This window comes from Vibrio sp. Hep-1b-8 (assembly GCF_006124995.1).
Taxonomy (GTDB): Bacteria; Pseudomonadota; Gammaproteobacteria; order Enterobacterales; family Vibrionaceae; genus Vibrio.
Map to the genome: position 1 here is coordinate 66,464 of NZ_QEWN01000114.1, position 22,082 is coordinate 88,545.

At 45.2% G+C, this 22,082-nt stretch carries 21 protein-coding genes and 1 pseudogene; 19 read left to right on the plus strand and 3 right to left on the minus strand.

Annotated features, from left to right (window positions below):
* Positions 1–80: 80 nt before the first annotated feature.
* The 14 genes from mnmG to glmU all read left to right on the plus strand — a co-directional run bounded on the left by mnmG (position 81) and on the right by glmU (position 12,952).
* The gene (gene mnmG, locus DA100_RS15010) at positions 81–1,976 is read left to right on the plus strand and encodes a tRNA uridine-5-carboxymethylaminomethyl(34) synthesis enzyme MnmG (RefSeq protein WP_138972872.1); all 1,896 of its coding nucleotides are present in this window, start codon (positions 81–83) and stop codon (positions 1,974–1,976) included.
* The gene (gene rsmG, locus DA100_RS15015) at positions 1,976–2,608 is read left to right on the plus strand and encodes a 16S rRNA (guanine(527)-N(7))-methyltransferase RsmG (RefSeq protein WP_138972873.1); all 633 of its coding nucleotides are present in this window, start codon (positions 1,976–1,978) and stop codon (positions 2,606–2,608) included. Before mnmG ends, rsmG begins: the two co-directional genes overlap by 1 nt.
* 14 nt (positions 2,609–2,622) lie before the next feature.
* Positions 2,623–3,396 carry a ParA family protein gene (locus DA100_RS15020; protein ID WP_138972874.1) on the plus strand — a complete coding sequence of 258 codons (774 nt, stop codon included), beginning with the start codon at positions 2,623–2,625 and terminating at the stop codon, positions 3,394–3,396.
* 24 nt (positions 3,397–3,420) lie between these two features.
* Positions 3,421–4,302 (plus strand): ParB/RepB/Spo0J family partition protein, encoded by an 882-nt coding sequence (locus DA100_RS15025; RefSeq protein ID WP_138972875.1) that lies wholly within the window; start codon positions 3,421–3,423, stop codon positions 4,300–4,302.
* A 189-nt stretch (positions 4,303–4,491) separates the two neighbouring features.
* On the plus strand, positions 4,492–4,881 hold the full coding sequence (locus DA100_RS15030) for a F0F1 ATP synthase subunit I (RefSeq protein WP_138972876.1): 390 nt from the start codon (positions 4,492–4,494) through the stop codon (positions 4,879–4,881).
* An 8-nt stretch (positions 4,882–4,889) separates the two neighbouring features.
* Positions 4,890–5,702: a F0F1 ATP synthase subunit A gene (gene atpB, locus DA100_RS15035; protein ID WP_138972877.1), complete on the plus strand. Its 813-nt coding sequence runs from the start codon at positions 4,890–4,892 to the stop codon at positions 5,700–5,702.
* Positions 5,703–5,746: 44 nt separating this feature from the next.
* A complete protein-coding gene (atpE, locus tag DA100_RS15040; RefSeq protein ID WP_000450922.1) occupies positions 5,747–6,004 on the plus strand; it encodes a F0F1 ATP synthase subunit C in 258 nt (85 codons plus the stop codon).
* A gap of 72 nt (positions 6,005–6,076) precedes the next feature.
* Positions 6,077–6,547 (plus strand): F0F1 ATP synthase subunit B, encoded by a 471-nt coding sequence (atpF, locus tag DA100_RS15045; protein ID WP_138972878.1) that lies wholly within the window; start codon positions 6,077–6,079, stop codon positions 6,545–6,547.
* 14 nt (positions 6,548–6,561) lie between these two features.
* Positions 6,562–7,095 (plus strand): F0F1 ATP synthase subunit delta, encoded by a 534-nt coding sequence (atpH, locus tag DA100_RS15050; protein WP_138972879.1) that lies wholly within the window; start codon positions 6,562–6,564, stop codon positions 7,093–7,095.
* A 13-nt stretch (positions 7,096–7,108) separates the two neighbouring features.
* Positions 7,109–8,650, plus strand: coding sequence for a F0F1 ATP synthase subunit alpha (gene atpA, locus DA100_RS15055; protein WP_138972880.1), 1,542 nt, complete (start codon positions 7,109–7,111; stop codon positions 8,648–8,650).
* A 42-nt stretch (positions 8,651–8,692) separates the two neighbouring features.
* A complete protein-coding gene (atpG, locus tag DA100_RS15060; RefSeq protein ID WP_005476185.1) occupies positions 8,693–9,559 on the plus strand; it encodes a F0F1 ATP synthase subunit gamma in 867 nt (288 codons plus the stop codon).
* A gap of 35 nt (positions 9,560–9,594) precedes the next feature.
* A complete protein-coding gene (gene atpD, locus DA100_RS15065) occupies positions 9,595–10,998 on the plus strand; it encodes a F0F1 ATP synthase subunit beta (RefSeq protein ID WP_138972881.1) in 1,404 nt (467 codons plus the stop codon).
* Between the two features lie 18 nt (positions 10,999–11,016).
* On the plus strand, positions 11,017–11,439 hold the full coding sequence (locus DA100_RS15070; protein ID WP_005476200.1) for a F0F1 ATP synthase subunit epsilon: 423 nt from the start codon (positions 11,017–11,019) through the stop codon (positions 11,437–11,439).
* Between the two features lie 151 nt (positions 11,440–11,590).
* Positions 11,591–12,952: a bifunctional UDP-N-acetylglucosamine diphosphorylase/glucosamine-1-phosphate N-acetyltransferase GlmU gene (gene glmU / locus DA100_RS15075; protein WP_138972882.1), complete on the plus strand. Its 1,362-nt coding sequence runs from the start codon at positions 11,591–11,593 to the stop codon at positions 12,950–12,952.
* A 62-nt stretch (positions 12,953–13,014) separates the two neighbouring features.
* On the opposite strand, the gene DA100_RS15080 is transcribed toward glmU, so the two are convergent.
* Positions 13,015–13,755: an amino acid ABC transporter permease gene (locus DA100_RS15080; RefSeq protein WP_138972883.1), complete on the minus strand. Its 741-nt coding sequence runs from the start codon at positions 13,753–13,755 to the stop codon at positions 13,015–13,017.
* Between the two features lie 93 nt (positions 13,756–13,848).
* Here DA100_RS15080 and DA100_RS15085 point away from each other — a divergent pair, with 93 nt between their 5' ends.
* Both DA100_RS15085 and DA100_RS15090 read left to right on the plus strand, forming a co-directional pair.
* Positions 13,849–14,625 carry a transporter substrate-binding domain-containing protein gene (locus DA100_RS15085; protein WP_138972884.1) on the plus strand — a complete coding sequence of 259 codons (777 nt, stop codon included), beginning with the start codon at positions 13,849–13,851 and terminating at the stop codon, positions 14,623–14,625.
* 91 nt (positions 14,626–14,716) lie between these two features.
* A pseudogene (locus DA100_RS15090) lies at positions 14,717–15,402 on the plus strand (LysR substrate-binding domain-containing protein); the annotation flags it as partial.
* A gap of 53 nt (positions 15,403–15,455) precedes the next feature.
* Here the strand turns inward: DA100_RS15090 and fadA are convergent.
* Both fadA and fadB read right to left on the minus strand, forming a co-directional pair.
* Positions 15,456–16,631 (minus strand): acetyl-CoA C-acyltransferase FadA, encoded by a 1,176-nt coding sequence (gene fadA / locus DA100_RS15095; protein ID WP_138972885.1) that lies wholly within the window; start codon positions 16,629–16,631, stop codon positions 15,456–15,458.
* A gap of 14 nt (positions 16,632–16,645) precedes the next feature.
* A complete protein-coding gene (gene fadB / locus DA100_RS15100) occupies positions 16,646–18,817 on the minus strand; it encodes a fatty acid oxidation complex subunit alpha FadB (protein ID WP_138972886.1) in 2,172 nt (723 codons plus the stop codon).
* 272 nt (positions 18,818–19,089) lie between these two features.
* Here fadB and DA100_RS15105 point away from each other — a divergent pair, with 272 nt between their 5' ends.
* From DA100_RS15105 to hemG, 3 genes are read left to right on the plus strand one after another with little or no spacing between them, the layout of a single operon-like run.
* Positions 19,090–19,713, plus strand: a complete 624-nt coding sequence (locus DA100_RS15105) for a YigZ family protein (protein WP_138972887.1) — start codon at positions 19,090–19,092, stop codon at positions 19,711–19,713.
* A 45-nt stretch (positions 19,714–19,758) separates the two neighbouring features.
* Positions 19,759–21,216: a TrkH family potassium uptake protein gene (locus DA100_RS15110; protein WP_138972888.1), complete on the plus strand. Its 1,458-nt coding sequence runs from the start codon at positions 19,759–19,761 to the stop codon at positions 21,214–21,216.
* 9 nt (positions 21,217–21,225) lie between these two features.
* On the plus strand, positions 21,226–21,753 hold the full coding sequence (hemG, locus tag DA100_RS15115; RefSeq protein WP_138972889.1) for a menaquinone-dependent protoporphyrinogen IX dehydrogenase: 528 nt from the start codon (positions 21,226–21,228) through the stop codon (positions 21,751–21,753).
* Positions 21,754–22,082 lie beyond the last annotated feature (329 nt).

Below are 22,082 nucleotides of genomic sequence, written 5' to 3' on the forward strand. Positions count from 1 at the left end.
ATTTTCTCTCTCGTTGAAAGAAGGTAGAATAGCGCTCTTTTTCTCTATCCAACTCTCTATTGAATATCTGAGGTCGGTTCATGCTTTATCACGAAAAATTTGACGTCATTGTTGTGGGTGGCGGTCACGCAGGAACGGAAGCCGCACTCGCATCTGCTCGTACTGGGCAAAAGACGCTTTTACTCACGCACAACATCGATACGCTGGGCCAAATGTCATGTAACCCAGCGATTGGTGGCATCGGTAAAGGCCACTTAGTGAAAGAGGTTGATGCTATGGGTGGCCTAATGGCCGAAGCGATCGATCATGCGGGTATTCAATTTAGAACACTTAACGCATCTAAAGGCCCTGCGGTACGTGCAACTCGCGCTCAAGCAGACCGCGCGTTATACAAAGCGTACGTCCGTCGCACACTCGAAAATGCACCAAATTTGACGTTGTTCCAACAGTCGGTTGATGATCTGATCGTAGAACAGGATCAAGTGGTCGGTGTCGTGACACAAATGGGTCTTCGCTTTCAAGCCAAAGCGGTTGTGCTGACAGTAGGAACATTCCTCGGTGGTAAGATCCACATCGGTATGGAAAGTTCGTCAGGTGGTCGTGCTGGAGATCCACCATCGATCGCCCTTGCTGATCGTCTTCGTGAAATGCCATTCCGAGTAGACCGACTAAAAACGGGGACACCTCCACGTATTGATGCCCGTAGTGTCGATTTTTCAGAGTTAGAAGTTCAGCATGGTGATAACCCTGCGCCTGTTTTCTCATTCATGGGGAATCGCTCGCAGCATCCACGTCAGAGCCCATGTTACATCACGCATACTAACGAACAGACGCACGACGTTATTCGTAATAACCTAGATCGCAGCCCAATGTACGCTGGTGTTATTGAAGGTATTGGACCTCGTTACTGCCCTTCAATTGAAGACAAAGTGATGCGTTTTGCCGATAAGAACAGCCACCAAATCTTTATCGAACCTGAAGGTCTTGATACTCATGAGTTGTATCCAAATGGTATTTCGACAAGTTTACCATTTGATGTTCAGGTACAAATTGTTCGTTCAATGAAAGGTTTTGAAAATGCTCATATCGTTCGCCCAGGCTACGCTATTGAGTATGATTTCTTTGACCCTCGTGATTTGAAACAGACTTACGAAACCAAATTTATTAATGGTTTGTTCTTTGCTGGCCAAATCAATGGTACGACAGGCTACGAAGAAGCGGCAGCACAAGGCTTGATGGCTGGTCTTAACGCGAGTTTGTACAGTCAGGACAAAGAAGGCTGGAGCCCTCGTCGTGATCAGGCATACATGGGCGTGCTTATTGACGACCTATCGACGATGGGAACGAAAGAACCTTACCGTATGTTCACTTCTCGTGCCGAATATCGTCTGCTATTGCGTGAAGATAACGCGGATTTACGTTTGACTGCCCAAGCTCGAGATTTAGGTTTAATTGATGATGTTCGTTGGGCTCGCTTCAACCAAAAAATCGACAATATGGAGACAGAACGTCAGCGTCTAAAAGAGATTTGGATGAATCCTAATTCTACAGGTGTTGATGCTCTTAATGATCTTTTGAAAACACCAATGGCTCGTGAAGCGAGTGGTGAAGATCTTCTTCGTCGTCCAGAGATCAGTTATTCGCAACTGACAGAATTGGAAGCGTTCGCTCCGGCGCTTGAGGATCAACAAGCTGCTGAACAAGTGGAAATTCAAGTTAAGTACGAAGGCTACATCAAACGTCAGCAAGAAGAGATTGAGAAATCTCTTCGTCATGAGCACACTAAGCTTCCTGTTGATCTTGATTACCGTTCTGTTAAAGGTTTATCTAATGAAGTTGTTGCTAAATTAAGCGAAGCTAAACCAGAAACCTTAGGCATTGCCTCTCGTATTTCTGGTATCACGCCTGCGGCAATTTCGATTTTGCTGGTTCATTTGAAAAAGCATGGCATGCTGAAAAAAGGTGAGGAAGAGTAATGTCTCAATTACGCACTCAACTCGACTCGCTAATCGCTCAAACGACGCTTGAAGTTTCAGAGCAGCAACGTGATCAGCTCGTTGGCTACGTTGAAATGCTCAACAAGTGGAACAAAGCTTACAACCTAACATCTGTTCGAGATCCACAAGAGATGCTTATTAAGCATATTATGGACAGTATTGTTGTTAGTACTCACTTACAAGGTAGTTCCTTTATTGACGTAGGTACCGGCCCTGGTTTGCCTGGCATTCCTTTGTCGATAATGAACCCAGACAAACAATTCGTGCTACTTGATAGCCTTGGTAAGCGCATCCGCTTTATCAAGCAGGTTCTGCATGAACTTAAAATTGAAAACGTGACTCCGGTTCAAAGTCGAGTTGAAGAGTATCAACCTGAAGAGCTGTTTGATGCTGTACTGAGCCGAGCATTTGCATCGATGACCGATATGGTTGAGTGGTGTCATCATCTGCCAAAAACGGATGGCGGGTGTTTTCTTGCTCTGAAAGGACAATTACCACAGAGTGAGATTGAACAGCTACCTGAGTGGTGTTCTGTGACCGACATCAAAGCTTTGAGCGTTCCTCAATTGGAAGGTGAGCGTCATCTAGTAATCTTATCGCGCAAGGAATAAAAGCGAGGTTCATTGTGGGAAAAATTGTAGCAATCGCCAACCAGAAAGGCGGGGTTGGTAAGACAACAACATGTATCAACCTAGCCGCATCAATGGCCGCGACCAAACGTAAGGTCTTGGTGATTGATCTCGACCCGCAAGGCAATGCCACTATGGCGAGTGGCGTCGACAAGTATCAGGTCGATGCCACTGCGTACGAACTCTTAGTTGAAGAAGTTCCGTTTGACGAAGTTGTATGCCGTAAAACCTCGGGCAATTATGACTTAATTGCTGCGAATGGCGATGTGACGGCCGCTGAAATCAAGCTGATGGAAGTCTTTGCTCGTGAAGTTCGTTTAAAGCATGCGTTGGCATCAGTTCGCGATAACTATGATTTCATCTTTATCGATTGTCCTCCTTCTCTAAACCTTCTTACAATCAACGCTATGGCCGCAGCTGATTCGGTTTTGGTTCCAATGCAGTGTGAGTATTTTGCACTAGAAGGTTTAACCGCGTTAATGGATACGATTAGCAAGTTGGCAGCTGTTGTTAACGAGAATCTAAAAATTGAAGGGTTGTTGCGCACTATGTATGACCCTCGCAACAGGCTATCAAACGAAGTATCTGATCAACTTAAAAAGCACTTTGGCAACAAGGTGTACCGCACTGTTATTCCTCGCAATGTTCGCTTAGCAGAAGCCCCAAGTCATGGTAAGCCTGCTATGTATTACGACAAATACTCTGCGGGCGCAAAAGCTTACCTAGCCTTGGCGGGAGAGATGCTTCGCCGCGAAGAAGTCCCTGCATAACGACAACCAAAGGAATTCCGTCTCATGTCTAAACGTGGTTTAGGTAAAGGGCTTGATGCCCTGCTTTCAACCAGCTCACTAGCGCGCGAAAAGCAAATGAGTGCCTTGCATAGCCAAGAGCTTTCATCGGATGGCAATCTGACTGATTTGAATATTAACTCCCTGAAACCTGGCGTTTATCAACCACGTAAAGAGATGGAGCCAGAAGCTCTGGAAGAGCTCGCCGCTTCAATCGAGTCTCAAGGAATTATTCAGCCTATCGTTGTGCGTCAGGTTCAAGGCGATAAATTCGAGATTATTGCTGGTGAGCGTCGTTGGCGAGCTGCCCGTAAAGCCGGTTTAAAACAAGTGCCGTGTGTGGTGAAAAATGTCGACGATCGCGCAGCAATCGCAATGGCATTGATCGAAAATATTCAGCGCGAAGATCTGAATGTTATCGAAGAAGCGGTGGCATTAGATCGTCTTCAGGAAGAGTTTAATCTTACTCACCAGCAAGTTGCGGATGTTATTGGCAAATCTCGTGCTGCGGTGAGCAATATATTACGCCTTAACCAGCTAGAGAACGATGTTAAAACTCTCGTTGCTGAGAAGTTACTTGATATGGGCCACGCACGAGCTCTGTTAGCTTTGCAAGGTGAGCAACAGGTTGAGATCGCTCAGCAGGTGGCAAAGAAGCAATTGACGGTTCGCCAGACTGAACAACTGGTGAAAAAGTGCTTACAGCCGGCAGTTGAAGATAAAAATGATGACCAAGACGCCGAGATACAAGAATTGTCACAAAAATTAAGTGTAATCCTTGGGGGTAAAGTTGCTATCGTGCGCAACCTTAGCGGAAAGTCGAAAGTGACAATTAGTCTTGATGAGCCTCACAAATTAGAGCAACTGATTGCCAAGCTAGAGAGCTAAATGAGATAATTGATCTCAATCAATTATGTAAAAAACTATTTTTTGTGCGAAAGTTGTCGGTTTGTAAACAAAAATGTATCTTTTTGAAGGCTTTTAATTGCAATAAGGTGCACTGACCGTATAATTTTCGCCAATTTCCCAGCACAGAGTGAAGTCGTGCATAGTGGATATTACTAGAGGTACGAATACATGGTGGCTGCGTTAGCTAGACCAGGACGAGAGCTTGCTAAGCGATTGTTGTTGATCGAAATGGGCGCGGTTACGTTAGTGGCAGCAGGAATGTCGATTGCTGTAAATACTGAATGGGGAGTTTCAGCGCTAATTGGTGGTAGCATTTTTGTTATTGCTAATGCTGTATTTGCCTTGTGTGCTTTTCTTTTTGTAGGAGCGCGCGCAGCCAAGATGGTTGCTGCGTTATTTTACACAGGGGAAGCACTAAAGATTCTCATCACAGTGGCACTCTTTTCCGTTGCTTACATGTATATGCAGGTGGAACTCGTTCCCCTGAAACTAACCTATTTGCTGGTATTAGGGATTAATATCTTTGCGCCAGCGCTATTCATTAACAACAAAAAATAGGATGAGTTATGGCTGCGCCAGGTGAAGCGCTAACAGCTTCCGGTTACATCACTCACCACCTTACTCACCTTTCAACTTACAAGTTGGGGTTAGTGGCGGAAGAGACGAGTTTCTGGAACATACACATCGATAGCGTGTTGTTTTCTTGGATCACTGGTTTAATGTTCTTAGGAGTGTTTTACAAAGTAGCTAAGAAGTCGACAGTAGGTGTGCCGGGTAAGCTTCAATGTTTTGTTGAAATGATCGTAGAATTTGTCGCGGAAAACGTCAAAGATACGTTCCATGGACGCAACCCATTGATAGCACCTCTCGCACTGACTATCTTTTGTTGGGTATTTTTAATGAACTTGATGGACTTAGTTCCAATCGATTTCTTACCATATCCAGCAGAGCATTGGCTAGGTATTCCTTATCTTAAGATAGTACCGTCTGCTGATGCGAACATCACCATGGGGATGGCTATAGGCGTATTCGCTCTGATGATTTACTACAGCATCAAAGTGAAAGGTCTAGGTGGTTTCGCTAAAGAACTTGCTTTACATCCATTTAATCACTGGACCATGATTCCATTTAACCTACTGATTGAAGTGGTATCGCTACTAGCGAAACCTCTATCACTTGGTATGCGTCTATTTGGTAACATGTTTGCAGGTGAGGTTGTATTCATTCTTTGTGCAGCAATGCTACCGTGGTTCCTTCAATGGATGGGTTCACTTCCGTGGGCAATTTTCCACATTCTGGTAATTACGATTCAGGCCTTCGTGTTTATGATGCTAACGATTGTTTATATGTCAATGGCACACGAAGACAGCGATCACTAATTTTTTAAACTCTTATTAGTCAAAAAGTATATTTGGAGATAGTAATGGAAACTGTATTGAGCTTTTCAGCAATCGCAGTAGCAATCATCGTTGGTCTATGTGCAGTAGGTACTGCAATCGGCTTCGCAGTATTAGGTGGTAAATTCCTAGAAGGTGCTGCTCGTCAACCAGAAATGGCGCCTATGCTACAAGTTAAGATGTTCATCATCGCTGGTCTACTGGATGCGGTTCCAATGATCGGTATCGTAATCGCTCTACTATTTACATTTGCAAACCCATTCGTTGGTCAACTAGCTGGTTAATCATTGCTTTTCAAAGACAAGCATCGGTTTGTCATTGATTAACACTAAGTCCAATAAAGAGGGGTAGCTGTTGTGAATATGAACGCAACTCTGCTAGGTCAAGCAATCTCGTTCGCACTATTTGTGTGGTTCTGCATGAAGTATGTATGGCCACCAATCATGAACGCTATCGAAGAACGTCAAAAGAAAATTGCTGACGGTCTTCAAGCGGCAGAACGTGCTGAGAAAGACTTGAATCTAGCTCAAGCTAATGCTTCTTCTCAATTGAAAGAAGCAAAGCGCACAGCAACTGAGGTCATTGAGCAAGCGAACAAGCGTAAGACTCAAATTCTAGAAGAAGCTCGTGAGGAAGCTCAGGCAGAACGCCAGAAAATCCTTGCGCAAGCAGAAGCTGAACTTGAAGCAGAACGCAACCGTGCGCGCGATGAACTGCGCAAACAAGTTGCAACTCTGGCTTTAGCTGGTGCTGAGAAAATCCTAGAGCGCTCTATCGATAAAGATGCGCACAAAGATCTTCTCGACAACATTACTGCAAAACTTTAAGTCTGGGGGCGCACATGGCTGATATGACTACTATCGCACGCCCCTATGCTAAAGCAGCATTCGACTTTGCTGTTGAAAAAGGCCAACTTGACCAATGGAGTCAGATGTTGTCTTTTGCAGCGGAAGTTGCCAATAACGAACAAATTCATGAGCTTTTAACAAGTTCAATGTCTGCAGATAAACTTGCAGAAGTATTTGTTGCGGTATGTGGCGAACAAGTTGATGCGTTCGGTCAAAACCTAATTAAGGTGATGGCTGAGAATGGCCGACTACAGGCCCTTCCTGATGTATGTGCTGAGTTCTTGCTACTTAAGCAAGAGCACGAGAAAGAAATCAGTGTTGAAGTTACTTCAGCAACTGAACTTTCAGACCAGCAAAAAGCAGACATCAGTAGCAAACTTGAGACGCGTCTTGAACGCAAAGTCCAGCTGAATTGCAGCGTAGATGAGGCCCTACTTGGTGGGGTTATTATTAGAGCCGGAGACTTAGTCATCGATAACTCAGCACGCGGTCGTTTGAACCGTCTGAGCGATGCATTGCAGTCTTAATGGGGATTGGAGCATGCAACTTAATTCCACGGAAATTAGCGATCTAATCAAACAACGTATCGAATCTTTCGAAGTTGTTAGTGAAGCTCGTAATGAAGGTACTATCGTATCGGTAAGCGATGGTATCATTCGCATTCACGGCCTAGCGGACGTGATGCAAGGTGAAATGATTGAATTACCGGGTGGCCGTTATGCACTAGCACTTAACCTTGAGCGTGACTCGGTTGGTGCGGTTGTAATGGGCCCATATGCTGACCTTAAGGAAGGCATGAAAGTTACAGGTACTGGTCGTATTCTTGAAGTACCAGTTGGTCCTGAAATGCTTGGTCGTGTTGTTAACACGCTAGGTGAGCCAATTGATGGTAAAGGTCCAATCGAAGCGAAACTGTCTTCGCCTGTAGAAGTGATTGCACCAGGTGTAATCGACCGTAAATCGGTAGACCAACCTGTGCAAACTGGTTACAAATCTGTTGACTCAATGATCCCAATCGGTCGTGGTCAGCGTGAGCTTGTGATCGGTGACCGTCAGACTGGTAAAACAGCAATGGCGATCGATGCAATCATCAACCAGAAAGACTCTGGTATTTTCTCAATCTACGTAGCTATCGGTCAAAAAGCATCGACTATCGCTAACGTAGTTCGCAAACTGGAAGAGCACGGCGCGCTAGCAAACACTATCGTTGTTGTTGCATCAGCTTCTGAATCTGCAGCGCTACAATACCTAGCGCCATACGCAGGTTGTGCGATGGGTGAATACTTCCGTGATCGCGGCGAAGACGCACTGATTGTTTATGATGATCTATCTAAGCAAGCGGTAGCTTACCGTCAGATCTCTCTACTACTAAAACGCCCACCAGGTCGTGAAGCATTCCCAGGTGACGTTTTCTACCTTCACTCACGTCTACTAGAGCGTGCAGCTCGTGTAAGCGAAGAGTACGTAGAAAAGTTCACTAACGGTGAAGTGAAAGGTAAAACAGGTTCTCTAACTGCACTGCCTATCATCGAAACTCAAGCTGGTGACGTTTCAGCATTCGTACCGACAAACGTAATCTCGATTACTGACGGTCAGATCTTCCTACAGACTGAGCTATTCAACGCAGGTGTTCGTCCAGCTGTTGACCCTGGTATCTCAGTATCTCGTGTTGGTGGTTCTGCACAGACGAAAATCATCAAGAAGCTATCAGGCGGTATCCGTACTGCACTAGCTCAGTACCGTGAACTTGCGGCATTCGCACAGTTCTCTTCTGACCTTGATGAAGCGACAAAGAAACAGCTAGACCACGGTCAGAAAGTTACAGAACTAATGAAGCAGAAGCAGTACGCTCCTATGTCTGTATTTGACCAAGCTCTAGTAATCTTTGCGGCAGAGCGCGGCTACCTAGCAGACGTTGAACTAAGCAAACTGCTAGATTTCGAAGCGGCTCTACTATCGTTCGCTCGCGGTCAATACGCTGAATTTGCAGCTGAGATCGACAAGACGGGTGCATACAACGATGAAGTTGAAGCACAGCTTAAGAAGCTGACTGACGACTTCGTAGCAACCCAAACTTGGTAATAGGTCGGTGGCAGTAATGCCACCAACTAATGGAGAGTAACGATGGCCGGCGCAAAAGAGATACGTAATAAAATCGGTAGTGTTAAAAGCACTCAGAAGATTACGAAAGCAATGGAAATGGTAGCAGCTTCAAAAATGCGTCGCTCTCAAGACGCAATGGAAGCTTCTCGTCCATACGCTGAAACAATACGTAAAGTGATCGGTCACGTAGCTAACGCTAGTCTAGAGTATCGTCATCCATACCTAGAAGAGCGTGAAGCTAAGCGTGTTGGTTACATCATCGTTTCTACAGACCGTGGCCTATGTGGCGGCTTGAACATTAACGTGTTCAAAAAAGCAGTCACAGATATGCAAAGCTGGAAAGAGAAAGGTGCTGAAATTGAACTGGCATTGATTGGTTCTAAAGCAACTGGCTTCTTTAACAACAGCGGTGCAAAAGTAGCGGCACAGGTTTCTGGTCTAGGTGATAAACCTAGCCTTGAAGACCTAATCGGCTCTGTAAGCGTAATGCTAAAGAAATACGATGAAGGTGAATTGGACCGTTTATATGTAGTGAGCAACAAGTTTGTGAACACTATGGTTCAACAACCAACGATCGATCAATTACTACCTTTGCCTAAATCGGACAGCGAAGAGATGCAACGTACCCACCAGTGGGACTACATCTACGAGCCAGAACCAAAAGCGCTACTAGACACGCTTCTAGTACGTTATGTGGAATCTCAAGTATACCAAGGTGTGGTTGAGAACCTTGCTTGTGAGCAAGCGGCTCGAATGATTGCAATGAAAGCTGCAACTGATAATGCGAGCAACTTGATTGATGATTTAGAACTTGTGTACAACAAAGCCCGTCAGGCTGCGATCACACAAGAGCTATCTGAAATCGTTTCAGGTGCGGCAGCGGTTTAAGCTTAGGTAAAACGAAACAGTTTAGAGGATTAACGATGGCTACAGGTAAGATCGTACAGATCATCGGTGCAGTAGTCGACGTAGAGTTCCCACAGAGTGAAGTACCAAGTGTATATGACGCTCTGAACGTAACGGACTCAAAAGAACGTCTAGTTCTTGAAGTTCAACAACAGCTAGGCGGTGGCGTAGTTCGTTGTATCGTAATGGGTAGCTCTGATGGTTTACGTCGTGGAGTTGAAGTAGTAAATACAGGCGCTCCAATTTCAGTACCAGTAGGTACTAAGACCCTAGGTCGTATCATGAACGTTCTAGGTGACGCAATTGACGAGTGTGGTGAGATCGGTGCGGAAGAGACTTACTCTATCCACCGTGAAGCACCAAGCTACGAAGAGCAATCAAATGAGATCGCTCTACTAGAGACTGGCGTTAAAGTAATCGACCTAGTTTGTCCATTCGCTAAGGGTGGTAAAATCGGTCTATTCGGTGGTGCTGGTGTAGGTAAGACCGTTAACATGATGGAACTTATCAACAACATCGCACTTCAGCACTCTGGTCTATCAGTATTTGCTGGTGTAGGTGAGCGTACTCGTGAAGGTAACGATTTCTACTTTGAGATGCAGGAAGCGGGCGTTGTAAACGTTGAAAATCCTGAAGAGTCTAAAGTAGCGATGGTTTACGGTCAGATGAACGAGCCACCAGGTAACCGTCTACGTGTTGCACTGACTGGTCTAACAATGGCAGAGCGTTTCCGTGACGAAGGTCGTGACGTTCTACTGTTCGTTGATAACATCTACCGTTACACACTTGCAGGTACAGAGGTGTCAGCACTGCTAGGTCGTATGCCTTCAGCGGTAGGTTACCAGCCAACTCTTGCAGAAGAGATGGGTGTACTTCAGGAGCGTATCACGTCAACGAAATCAGGTTCTATCACGTCTGTACAGGCGGTATACGTACCTGCGGATGACTTGACTGACCCATCTCCAGCAACAACGTTCGCGCACTTGGATGCAACGGTTGTACTTAACCGTAACATCGCTGCAATGGGTCTATACCCTGCGATTGACCCACTAGATTCAACATCTCGTATGCTTGACCCTCTAGTAGTAGGTCAAGAGCACTACGACATTGCACGTGGCGTTCAGCAGACTCTTCAGCGCTACAAAGAGCTGAAAGATATCATTGCTATCCTAGGTATGGACGAGCTATCTGAAGAAGATAAGCAAGTTGTATCTCGTGCACGTAAGATTGAGCGTTTCCTAACTCAGCCTTACCACGTAGCGGAAGTATTTACTGGCGACCCAGGTGTTTACGTACCTCTAAAAGAGACTCTACGTGGCTTCAAAGGTCTACTAGCTGGTGATTACGATGACATTCCAGAGCAAGCTTTCATGTACTGTGGTGCAATTGAAGATGCTATCGAGAATGCGAAGAAGCTATAAGGCTAACTAGGAGGCGATATGGCAGCAATAACCTTTCACCTAGACGTAGTGAGCGCTGAGAAGAAAATCTTCTCTGGTCGTGTTGAAACGTTTCAGGTGACCGGTAGCGAAGGTGAACTTGGTATTTTCCATGGACACACTCCGCTGCTAACCGCTATCACGCCTGGAATGGTGCGACTTGTTAAGCAGCACGGCCACGAGGAATTTATTTATGTTTCTGGTGGTATGGTAGAAGTTCAACCGGGTACAGCAACTGTACTGGCTGACACTGCTATCCGTGGTGAAGAACTGGACGCAGCTAAGGCTGAAGAAGCTAAGCGTTGTGCTCAAGAAGCAATTCAAAACCAGCACGGTGATATGGACTTCGCTCAAGCGGCTAGTGAACTGGCTAAAGCCATTGCTCAGCTACGAGTAATCGAGCTGACAAAACAGCGTCGCTAATATACAGCGCTGTTTTAAAAGTGATAAAGGCGGTCGTAAGACCGCCTTTTTGCTTATTTTTTAACGTAAATTTTTCCTAATCAATTAACTAATTACCGATTAGTGTCTAAAATACCCCTCAGATTTAGAACTAGGTCCAACAGGTAACTCAATGAAATTTAGCGCGGTCATTCTCGCAGCGGGTAAAGGTACTCGCATGTATTCTAATAAGCCTAAAGTGCTGCACACCTTGGCAGGTAAGCCAATGGTCAAGCATGTTATCGATACTTGTAACGGTTTAGGTGCGCAAAATATTCATTTGGTTTACGGCCATGGCGGCGACCAAATGCAGGCTGAGCTTGCAAGCGAGTCAGTTAACTGGATCTTACAAGCTGAGCAATTGGGGACAGGGCATGCGGTTGATCAAGCCTCTCCACACTTTGAAGATGAAGAAAAGATCTTAGTTCTTTACGGTGATGTCCCTCTTATCTCTGAAGAGACCATTGAAAGTCTACTTGATGCTCAACCAACAGGAGGTATTGCCCTTTTGACGGTCGTGCTTGATAACCCTATGGGGTATGGTCGAATTGTTCGTCGCAACGGTCCTGTTGTCGCGATTGTTGAGCAGAAAGATGCAACAGAAGAGCAGAAGCTAATTAAAGAGATCAACACCGGTGTAATGGTAGCAACTGGTGGTGATCTTAAGCGTTGGTTATCTGGGCTAAATAATAACAACGCTCAGGGTGAATACTACCTTACAGACGTTATTGCTGCTGCGCATGATGAAGGTCGTGCAGTTGAAGCTGTTCATCCTGTAAACCCTATCGAAGTTGAAGGGGTGAATGATCGTGCACAGTTGGCTCGTTTAGAGCGAGCTTTCCAATCCATGCAAGCTCGTAAGTTGTTAGAGCAGGGTGTTATGCTGCGTGACCCAGCACGATTTGATCTGCGTGGTGAGCTGCAATGTGGTATGGACTGTGAAATCGATGCTAACGTCATTATCGAAGGTAACGTCTCACTGGGTGATAACGTCATTATCGGTGCGGGTTGTGTCCTTAAAGATTGTGAAATCGACGACAACACCATTGTTCGTCCCTACAGTGTGATTGAAGGTGCAACGGTGGGTGAAGAGTGTACGGTTGGTCCATTTACCCGTTTGCGCCCAGGTGCAGAACTGCGTAACGATGCGCACGTTGGCAATTTTGTTGAAGTGAAAAACGCTCGTATTGGTGAAGGTTCCAAAGCCAATCACCTAACGTACCTTGGTGATGCTGAAATTGGTCAGGGAACAAATATCGGTGCTGGTGTGATTACTTGTAACTACGATGGCGCAAACAAATTCAAAACAGTTATCGGTAATGATGTGTTTGTGGGTTCAGACTGTCAGCTGGTGGCGCCTGTAACGATTGCAGATGGTGCAACGATTGGTGCTGGAACGACGTTGACGAAAGACGTGTCAGAAGGCGAGTTAGTCATCACTCGAGCTAAAGAACGTAAAATTTCTGGTTGGCAACGTCCGGTTAAGAAAAAATAACCAATACCGCTAACTCAATGTGAAAGCCGCTATTTTTAGCGGCTTTTTTGTTTGTCTAACTACTAATGACTTGGCACTTGAATGCGCTTTTCTAACCAACGGACTGCTTGTGAAACAATCAGTATCAGCACTAAATATTCTATGACCAGAAATGTATAGATTTCTAAAGGTAAGTACTCATTAACCACCAGTTCATTGGCACGACGAGTTAAATCGCTAAGACCAATAACACTGACCAGTGAACTCATTTTGAGAATATAAACGAACTGATTGCCAAGTGGAGGTAGGATTTGTCTAAAAGCTTGCGGAAGAATCACGAAACGCATTTTCTGCCAATAGTTGAGCCCTAGCGCTTCGGCCGCTTCATGTTGTCCACGATTTATCGCTTGAATCCCACCTCTAAATACTTCCGCCATAAATGCGCTTTCCGCAATAGTAAGCGCGATAACACCCGCCCAGAAGTGATTTAGAGTGACATCTAACAAGGTCGGCATTCCATAGTAAACCCAAAGCAGTAGTACCAACACAGGTATAGAGCGAACCGATTCTACGTAGACTCGGTTGATCATTCTTAGAGGCTTTAGTGGAGAGAGTGCCGGTAATGAAACTAAGAAGCCTAAGGTCATCGCCAGCAACATACTGAGCAACGAAACCTGAATCGTATCGCTAAATCCAGCGACGAGAAACTTGAGGTTCGTTTGACCTTGTGACGTTGTTGGATCCAATACATACCAGCCCCATTGATAGTCTGAGCAGCCGGTTAGGAGTAGAGCGGAAACAATCGATAAATAACGAGAAGTCACATTACACCTTGCATTGACTAATAATATTCCTTTGTAGCTGCTATGTTATCAAATGAACCGACGTTAAGCTTAATAAACTTAGGGATTAATATAATGAAGAAATATATCTTAGCACTTGGAATGTGCTTATTGTCTGTTGGTCAGGTTATGGCGGAAACAAGTCGATTACAGGAAATCCTTGATAAGGGGATTTTACGGGTTGGCACCACAGGCGATTGGAATCCAATGACGATGAAAGATCCTGCGACCAACAGTTATCGAGGATTTGATATCGACGTAACGACAGAACTGGCTAAAGATTTGGGCGTGGAAATAGAGTATGTGGCTACGGATTGGAAGACCTTAGTCAACGGTATTACAGCCAATAAATATGATATTACGGGAAGTGCTTCACTGAATATGTCTCGAGCTAAAGTCGCTGGTTACAGTCAACCATATTTTTACCTGGCTTTTGTTCCTGTCATACAGAAAAAAGATTTAGAGAAATTTTCTGATTGGAGTGATTTTGACAAAGCGGACGTGAAAGTGGCGGCGACCTTGGGCACAGTACAAGAGAAGATGGTCAAAGAGTTCTTTCCAACTGCGCAGCATATTGTCATCGAAGCACCGGCAAGGGATTTTCAGGAGCTATTGGCACGTCGAGCCGATGTCTCTGTGACTTCAAATGTGGAAGCGGCAACCTTGGTGGAAAAATTCCAACAGTTAGCGATTGTACCAGTAAAAGAGCCACGTAAACCGACACCAATCGCCATGCTACTCCCTCAAAATGACCAGGTGTGGATTAATTATATTAATCACTGGGTAGAACTGAAAAAAACACAAGGTTTCTTCAAGCGCACTGCTGAAAAGTGGGGCTTAAAAAGTTTGTAACTACTTACTATAAAAAGAGCCGCTTAGTGAAGCGGCTCCTTTTTGTTATCGATTACTCGTCACTCACAACTCGAGCATTATCGGGAGTAGTAAAGTGCCTTCGGCGATTAGTTATGGTGTTCGCCAAGTAGAGCAGGAGCTAGATGTTGTTCTGTTCCGCCGTTTACCGAGAAAAGTAGAGCTCACGCCCGCGGGGGAGCTCTTTATCGCTGAGGCGCGTATGCTTCTTAGACAGATGGCGGAGATTCAGTCTCAAACGCGTCGAGTTGCTCATGGGAGGCGATAGCTCAAGAGCGAGCAGATATTGTGATTGGTGCGACGTCTGCGATACCAGTTGGCGGTGATTTTGAGGTTAGAGACATGGGAGTGCTTGATTGGGCGTTTGTTATGTCTCCAGCCCATCCTTGTGTGAGGGAACAATACTTATCTGAGGAGTTTGTTAGTCAGTTCCCTGCAATTTGTCTTGATGATACTTCGAGCGTGTTACCCAAGCGTCATACCGGGCATTACCCTAAACAGCGTCGCTTATTGCTACCTAACTGGTACAGTGCTATCGAATGTTTGAAAAATGGCGTCGGAGTGGGTTATATGCCTCGTCATATCGCCATGCCGTTAATCCACGAAGGTGTGCTGGTGGAGAAGACATTGCCTGATGAAAAGCCCCTGAGTCAGTGCTGCCTTGTATGGCGAAAAGATGATAACCATAAGCTGATCCAATGGATGATTGATTACTTAGGATCATCGAACCAATTGCACCAAGATTGGTTGAAGTATTGATCAAATAAAAAAACGCCAGCTTCAGCTGGCGTTTTTGATCTTTTCGGTTGATGTTACGGACGCTCAAATACAGTAGCGATACCTTGACCAAGACCGATACACATAGTTGCTAGACCATACTTAGCGTCTTTAGCTTCCATTAGGTTGATCAGAGTCGTTGAAATACGCGCGCCAGAACAGCCTAGTGGGTGACCAAGTGCAATAGCACCGCCGTTAAGGTTTACTTTTTCATCCATCACATCAAGCAAGCCGAGATCTTTCGCACATGGAAGAGACTGAGCCGCAAACGCTTCGTTCAGTTCCACGACATCCATATCTTCAATCGTTAAGCCTGCTCGTTTGAGAGCTTTATGAGTAGCAGGGACAGGACCGTATCCCATAATCGAAGGATCGCAACCTGCAATCGCCATACCTTTAATGCGTGCACGGATAGTTAAGCCCAACTCGTTCGCTTTCTCTTCGCTCATGATCAGCATTGCTGAAGCGCCGTCTGATAGAGCAGAAGAAGTACCAGCGGTCACAGTGCCGTTGGCTGGATCAAAGACAGGGCGAAGTTGAGAGAGACCTTCTACCGATGTTTCAGGACGAATCACCTCGTCATGATCGAGAGTAAACAGAGTACCATCAGCGGCATGTCCCTCAGTTGGTAGAATTTCATTCTTAAAACGACCCTCTAGGGTTGCTGCGTGTGCACGAGCATGTGAACGCGCTGCAAACTCGTCTTGCTGCTCTCGGCTAATACCATGGAGTTTACCAAGCATTTCAGCTGTTAAACCCATCATACCAGCGGCTTTGGCGACGTTCTTAGACATACCTGGGTGGAAGTCAACGCCGTGGTTCATTGGTACGTGGCCCATATGCTCGACACCACCAATTAGGCAGATTTCGGCATCACCCGTCATGATAGCGCGCGCGCCATCGTGCAAAGCTTGCATTGATGAACCACATAAGCGGTTAACAGTGACTGCACCAATTTCAATCGGCAACCCAGCTAGCAGAGCGGCGTTACGTGCAACGTTGAAACCTTGCTCCAGAGTTTGTTGTACACAACCCCAGTAAATATCTTCAATCTCGCTCGGATTAACCTGAGGGTTACGCGCCAAAATTCCTTTCATTAGATGTGCAGAGAGATCTTCAGCTCGAGTATGACGGAAAGCACCACCTTTAGAGCGACCCATTGGAGTGCGTAGACAATCTACAATTACAACATTTCTTTTATGCATAGACATTTGAGAATCTCTCCTTAGATTGAACCTTGCTGTTGAGTGCCGTAGAAAGTTTCACCCTTAGCTGCCATATCGATAAGTAACTGAGGAGCTTGATACATTGCACCTAGATCAGCGTACTTCTTGGTCATTTCGACAAACTCAGCAATGCCGATGCTGTCTAGGTAGCGGAATACACCGCCACGGAACGGAGGGAAGCCTAGTCCGTAAACTAAAGCCATATCGGCTTCTTGTGGTGAAGCAATGATGTTTTCTTGTAGACACAGAACAACTTCATTGATCATAGGTACCATCATACGTTCAACAATGGTCTGGTCATCAAACTCATTTGGCGCGCTGCACACATCAGCAAGTACAGGCAAGATATCTTCACTGAAAGTTTTCTTTGGCTTACCGCGTTTATCTACACTGTAGCTGTAGAAACCGCTGCCGTTTTTCTGGCCGTATTTATTTGCTTCGAACAGAGCATCAATCGCGTCACGCTCAGATTTCCCCATTCTTTCAGGGAAGCCTTGCGCCATAACCGCTTGAGCATGGTGAGCTGTATCAATACCAACCACATCAAGTAAGTATGCAGGGCCCATTGGCCAGCCAAACTGACGTTCCATGATCTTGTCAATTTTAGTGAAGTCTGCACCGTCACTAAGGAGCTTGCTGAAGCCTCCAAAGTATGGGAATAGAACACGGTTAACAAAGAACCCAGGGCAGTCATTAACAACAATTGGAGATTTACCCATCTTCGCAGCGTAAGCCACGACACGGTTGATGGTTTCATCTGAGGTATGCTCGCCGCGAATGATCTCAACCAGTGGCATTCTGTGCACTGGGTTAAAGAAGTGCATACCACAGAAGTTTTCTGGACGTTTTAATGATTTCGCTAATAGATTGATTGGAATTGTCGAAGTGTTTGACGTGATAACTGTGTCATCGTTGACGTAAGATTCCACTTCACTGAGCACCGCCGCTTTCACTTTAGGGTTTTCTACCACCGCTTCAACAATAACGTCAGAGTTTTCGATCCCTGCGTAATGTAGGCTCGGCGTGATTGAAGCAAGAATTCCCGCCATTTTGAAACCATCGATGCGGCCACGTGAAAGACTCTTATTCAATAGTTTGGAGGCTTCATTCATACCTAGGTCGAGTGATGGTTGAGCGATGTCTTTCATTAAGACAGGCACGCCTTTCAACGCAGATTGATAAGCGATACCACCACCCATGATGCCAGCCCCAAGCACTGCCGCACGTTGGGTATCTTTGTTGGCTGACTTAGCGGCTTTTTTCGCGATACCTTTAATATACTGATCGCTGAGGAATAGCCCGACCAGAGATTTTGCTTCTTCAGACTTAGCCAGCTTAACAAAGTAGCGGCGCTCAACATCCAGAGCTTCATTTCGAGCTAAGCGAGCGCCTTCTTCGATTGTCTTCACCGCCGTCATTGGTGCTGGATAATGTGGCCCAGCTTTTTGTGCGACTAGACCTTTTGCCATCGTGAAGCTCATCATTGACTCGAGCTTGCTCAATGAAAGAGCCGAGGTTTTTTGTTTACGGCGCTCTTTCCAATCTAGCTTTTCATTGATCGCTTGCGTCAGTGTCGTAATCGCTGATTCATATAGTGAGTCTGTTTCTACAATCGCATCTAACAAGCCTATTTTTAGTGCTTCGTCTGCTCGGCAAGCTTTACCCTGAGTAATCACTTCCATAGCGCTGTCAGCACCGATAACGCGAGGAAGACGAACACAGCCACCAAAACCAGGCATGATGCCGAGTCTTGTTTCGGGTAAACCTATGCTGGTGGTCTTATCACCGATACGGATATCGGTAGCGAGTACACACTCACATCCACCACCCAAAGTGTGGCCTTTAAGCACTGATAGCGTTGGTACAGGTAGATCTTCAAGCTTGTTGAAAATGCTGTTTGCAAATTGTAGCCACTGATCGAGTTCAGCTTCAGGTTTAGCAAATAGACCTAAAAATTCAGTGATATCAGCACCAACAATAAATGCCTCTTTATCTGAGGTCAGTAACAGGCCTTTTAGAGAGCTGTGGGCATACAAGGCGTCTAGTGCTTTATCCAGTGATTCAAGAGTGGCAAGGTCGAGCTTGTTGACGGAAGCTGGAGCACAGAAGCTCAGTTCAGCGATTCCGTCTTGTAATTCCTTTACCTGTAGGTTTTTGGCTTGGTAAATCATTGTCTATCTCCATGACATACAATCTTGGATTGCGTGTATAGCTGCTAAAAGTCGGCACAAATAACTCGTGTGCTTTCAGTGAGCCGCTATAAAGGAAAGTGGTTTTATTTTTATTCTGGTTAGACCAGTTGTTTTAGTTTGGACTCGCCAATGGCTAAATTCAATACATTTTTTAAACAAGTGTTTAACATTGTGCGCTTGAACATATCTTAGGCGGCGTTCAAATTGCTCTCATGCTAAACTGGCGAGACGATCTCAAATGAACTGATGACATGAATGACCAACCCTATTTAATCCCAGAACAAGCCGTCATATTTGAAGAAGAGATAAAGAAAAGTGTTTTTATTACTTATCTTGCTCACACACCTTCAATTGAAGTCGCTAAAACGTTCGTTGAGCAGATCAAAGCCAAACATGCTGATGCACGCCATAATTGTTGGGGATTTGTCGCTGGTCGCCCCGAAGATTCGATGAAGTGGGGGTTTAGCGATGATGGTGAACCGTCAGGAACGGCAGGGAAACCAATCTTGGCTCAATTGTCTGGATCTGGCGTTGGTGAAATAACCGCAGTAGTTACGCGTTATTCAGGAGGAATTAAGCTGGGCACAGGCGGATTAGTAAAAGCTTATGGTGGAGGGGTACAACAAGCTCTCAAGCTGCTTCAAACAATTGAGAAAAAAATAACCACTGAGCTATTACTAGAGTTAGACTATGGGTTTATGCCGATCGCTCAATCTATTCTCCCGCAATTCGGAGCACAAGAGGTAAGCGCGGAATATAGTGAATCGGTTAAAATGCTGGTCGAGATAGAAGTTCGTCAGGTGAAGGACTTTACCCAAACCATCATTAATAAAAGCGCTGCCAAGGTAAAGATAACGCCTTTGGACAAATTATAAGATAATCAGGAAGTCGGAAGCTACGCTTCATACATCAGTCTATTCATGCAATTTCGATCAATTATCCGCATCGTAGGGCTTCTTCTCGCCCTTTTCAGCATTACTATGCTCGCTCCTGCGTTAGTCGCGCTGATCTATCGCGATGGTGCAGGTGTTCCTTTTGTCACAACTTTTTTTGTACTGTTGTTTTGTGGTGCTGTTTGTTGGTTCCCTAACCGTCATCATAAACACGAATTAAAGGCTCGTGATGGTTTTTTGATAGTCGTCTTGTTCTGGACGGTACTCGGTAGCGCAGGTTCTATTCCATTCTTAATTGCTGACAATCCCAACGTGTCAGTAACGGATGCTTTTTTTGAATCCTTCTCTGCACTGACGACGACTGGTGCTACCGTGATCGTTGGCTTAGATGATCTGCCGAAAGCTATCCTATTCTATCGTCAGTTCCTCCAATGGTTTGGTGGGATGGGTATCATTGTATTAGCCGTGGCGATTCTACCTGTGCTAGGTATCGGTGGTATGCAGCTGTATCGAGCTGAAATTCCAGGCCCAGTCAAAGATTCAAAAATGACACCAAGAATCGCAGAAACGGCAAAAGCACTCTGGTACATATACTTGAGTTTAACCATCGCTTGTGCTGCGGCATTTTGGTTTGCCGGAATGACACCATTTGATGCGATAGGTCATAGTTTTTCTACCATTGCTATTGGTGGTTTTTCTACTCATGACGCCAGTATGGGGCACTTCAATAGCTATGCGATCAATATGATTACCGTCGTATTCTTACTGATCTCTGCGTGTAACTATTCCCTCCACTTTGCAGCGTTTGCATCTGGTGGTGTACACCCTAAATACTATTGGAAAGATCCCGAGTTCAGAGCTTTTGTCTTTATACAAATACTGCTGTTTGTCGTGTGTTTCTTGATCTTATTGAACCATCACACCCATGACTCTATATATGATGTGTTTGATCAGGCCTTGTTTCAGACTGTCTCTATCTCAACCACGGCTGGATTTACAACAACAGGATTTGCGGACTGGCCGCTATTTTTACCAGTACTACTTCTTTTTTCGTCATTTATCGGTGGTTGTGCGGGCTCAACGGGTGGTGGCATGAAAGTTATTCGTATCCTTTTGCTAACACTCCAAGGGGTTCGCGAGCTAAAACGTCTTGTCCACCCACGTGCAGTCTATACCATCAAGGTTGGCGGTAGCGCTCTGCCACAAAGAGTCGTTGATGCTGTATGGGGATTCTTCTCTGCATACGCGCTAGTGTTTGTCGTCTGCATGTTAGGGCTGATTGCGACAGGTATGGACGAGTTAAGCGCATTCTCCGCTGTCGCTGCAACATTGAACAACTTAGGTCCTGGTCTTGGAGAAGTCGCGCTCCACTTTGGAGATGTGAATGATAAAGCCAAATGGGTGCTGATCGTCTCTATGCTATTTGGACGTTTAGAAGTATTCACCCTATTAATATTACTTACGCCTACTTTCTGGCGTAGCTAAGGAGAGAGTGTGGCCAAAGCATTATTCCTTTACTCAACTCGTGAAGGTCAAACCAAAAAAATCTTTCATCATATAAGAGAGCAACTCTCAGACTACGAATGTGACTTTGTTGACCTTCATACGACAGAACGTGTCGACTTTGAACAGTATGAGCGAGTACTAGTAGGGGCATCGATAAGATATGGGCATCTTAACAAGAAGCTATACCAGTTTATCGAGAGCAACCTACCGGCGTTGCAATCGAGTAGATCTGCCTTTTTTTGTGTGAACCTGACCGCCAGAAAAGAAGACCAAGGTAAAGATACGCCAGAAGGCAGTGCTTATATAAAGACGTTTCTCAAGAAATCTTCTTGGCAACCCGAGTTAATTGGTGTGTTTGCTGGTGCGCTCTATTACCCTCGTTACAACTGGTTTGATAGAATCATGATTAAATTCATAATGAGTATGACAGGCGGAGAAACCGATACCAGCAAGGAAGTAGAATATACTAACTGGGAAAAGGTCACTCTTTTTGCCAATAAGTTTAAAAATATGTAAACAAAAGGGCGGTTTTTACCACTTTTAGATCGAAAATTAATCGAACAGCAAAAAAGTCAGAAAAAACACAAAAAAGGGGTTGCCAAGTTTATTCCGATCTCTATAATGCCCCCTCGCTGACACGGGAACAGTTCGAAGCTAAGGTTTCGAAAGAATGAAAGCCCAGTTAGCAGGTCACTTAGCCAAGTGGAAACGCTTGAAAAAGTTTGAAAAAAGTGGTTGACACTAAACTTTAACTCGCTAAAATGGCCGTCCGATTTGAGCTGAGCGCGTAGTTCAAAGCTCAGTCGGAACGCTCTTTAACAATATAAACCTATCAATCTGTGTGG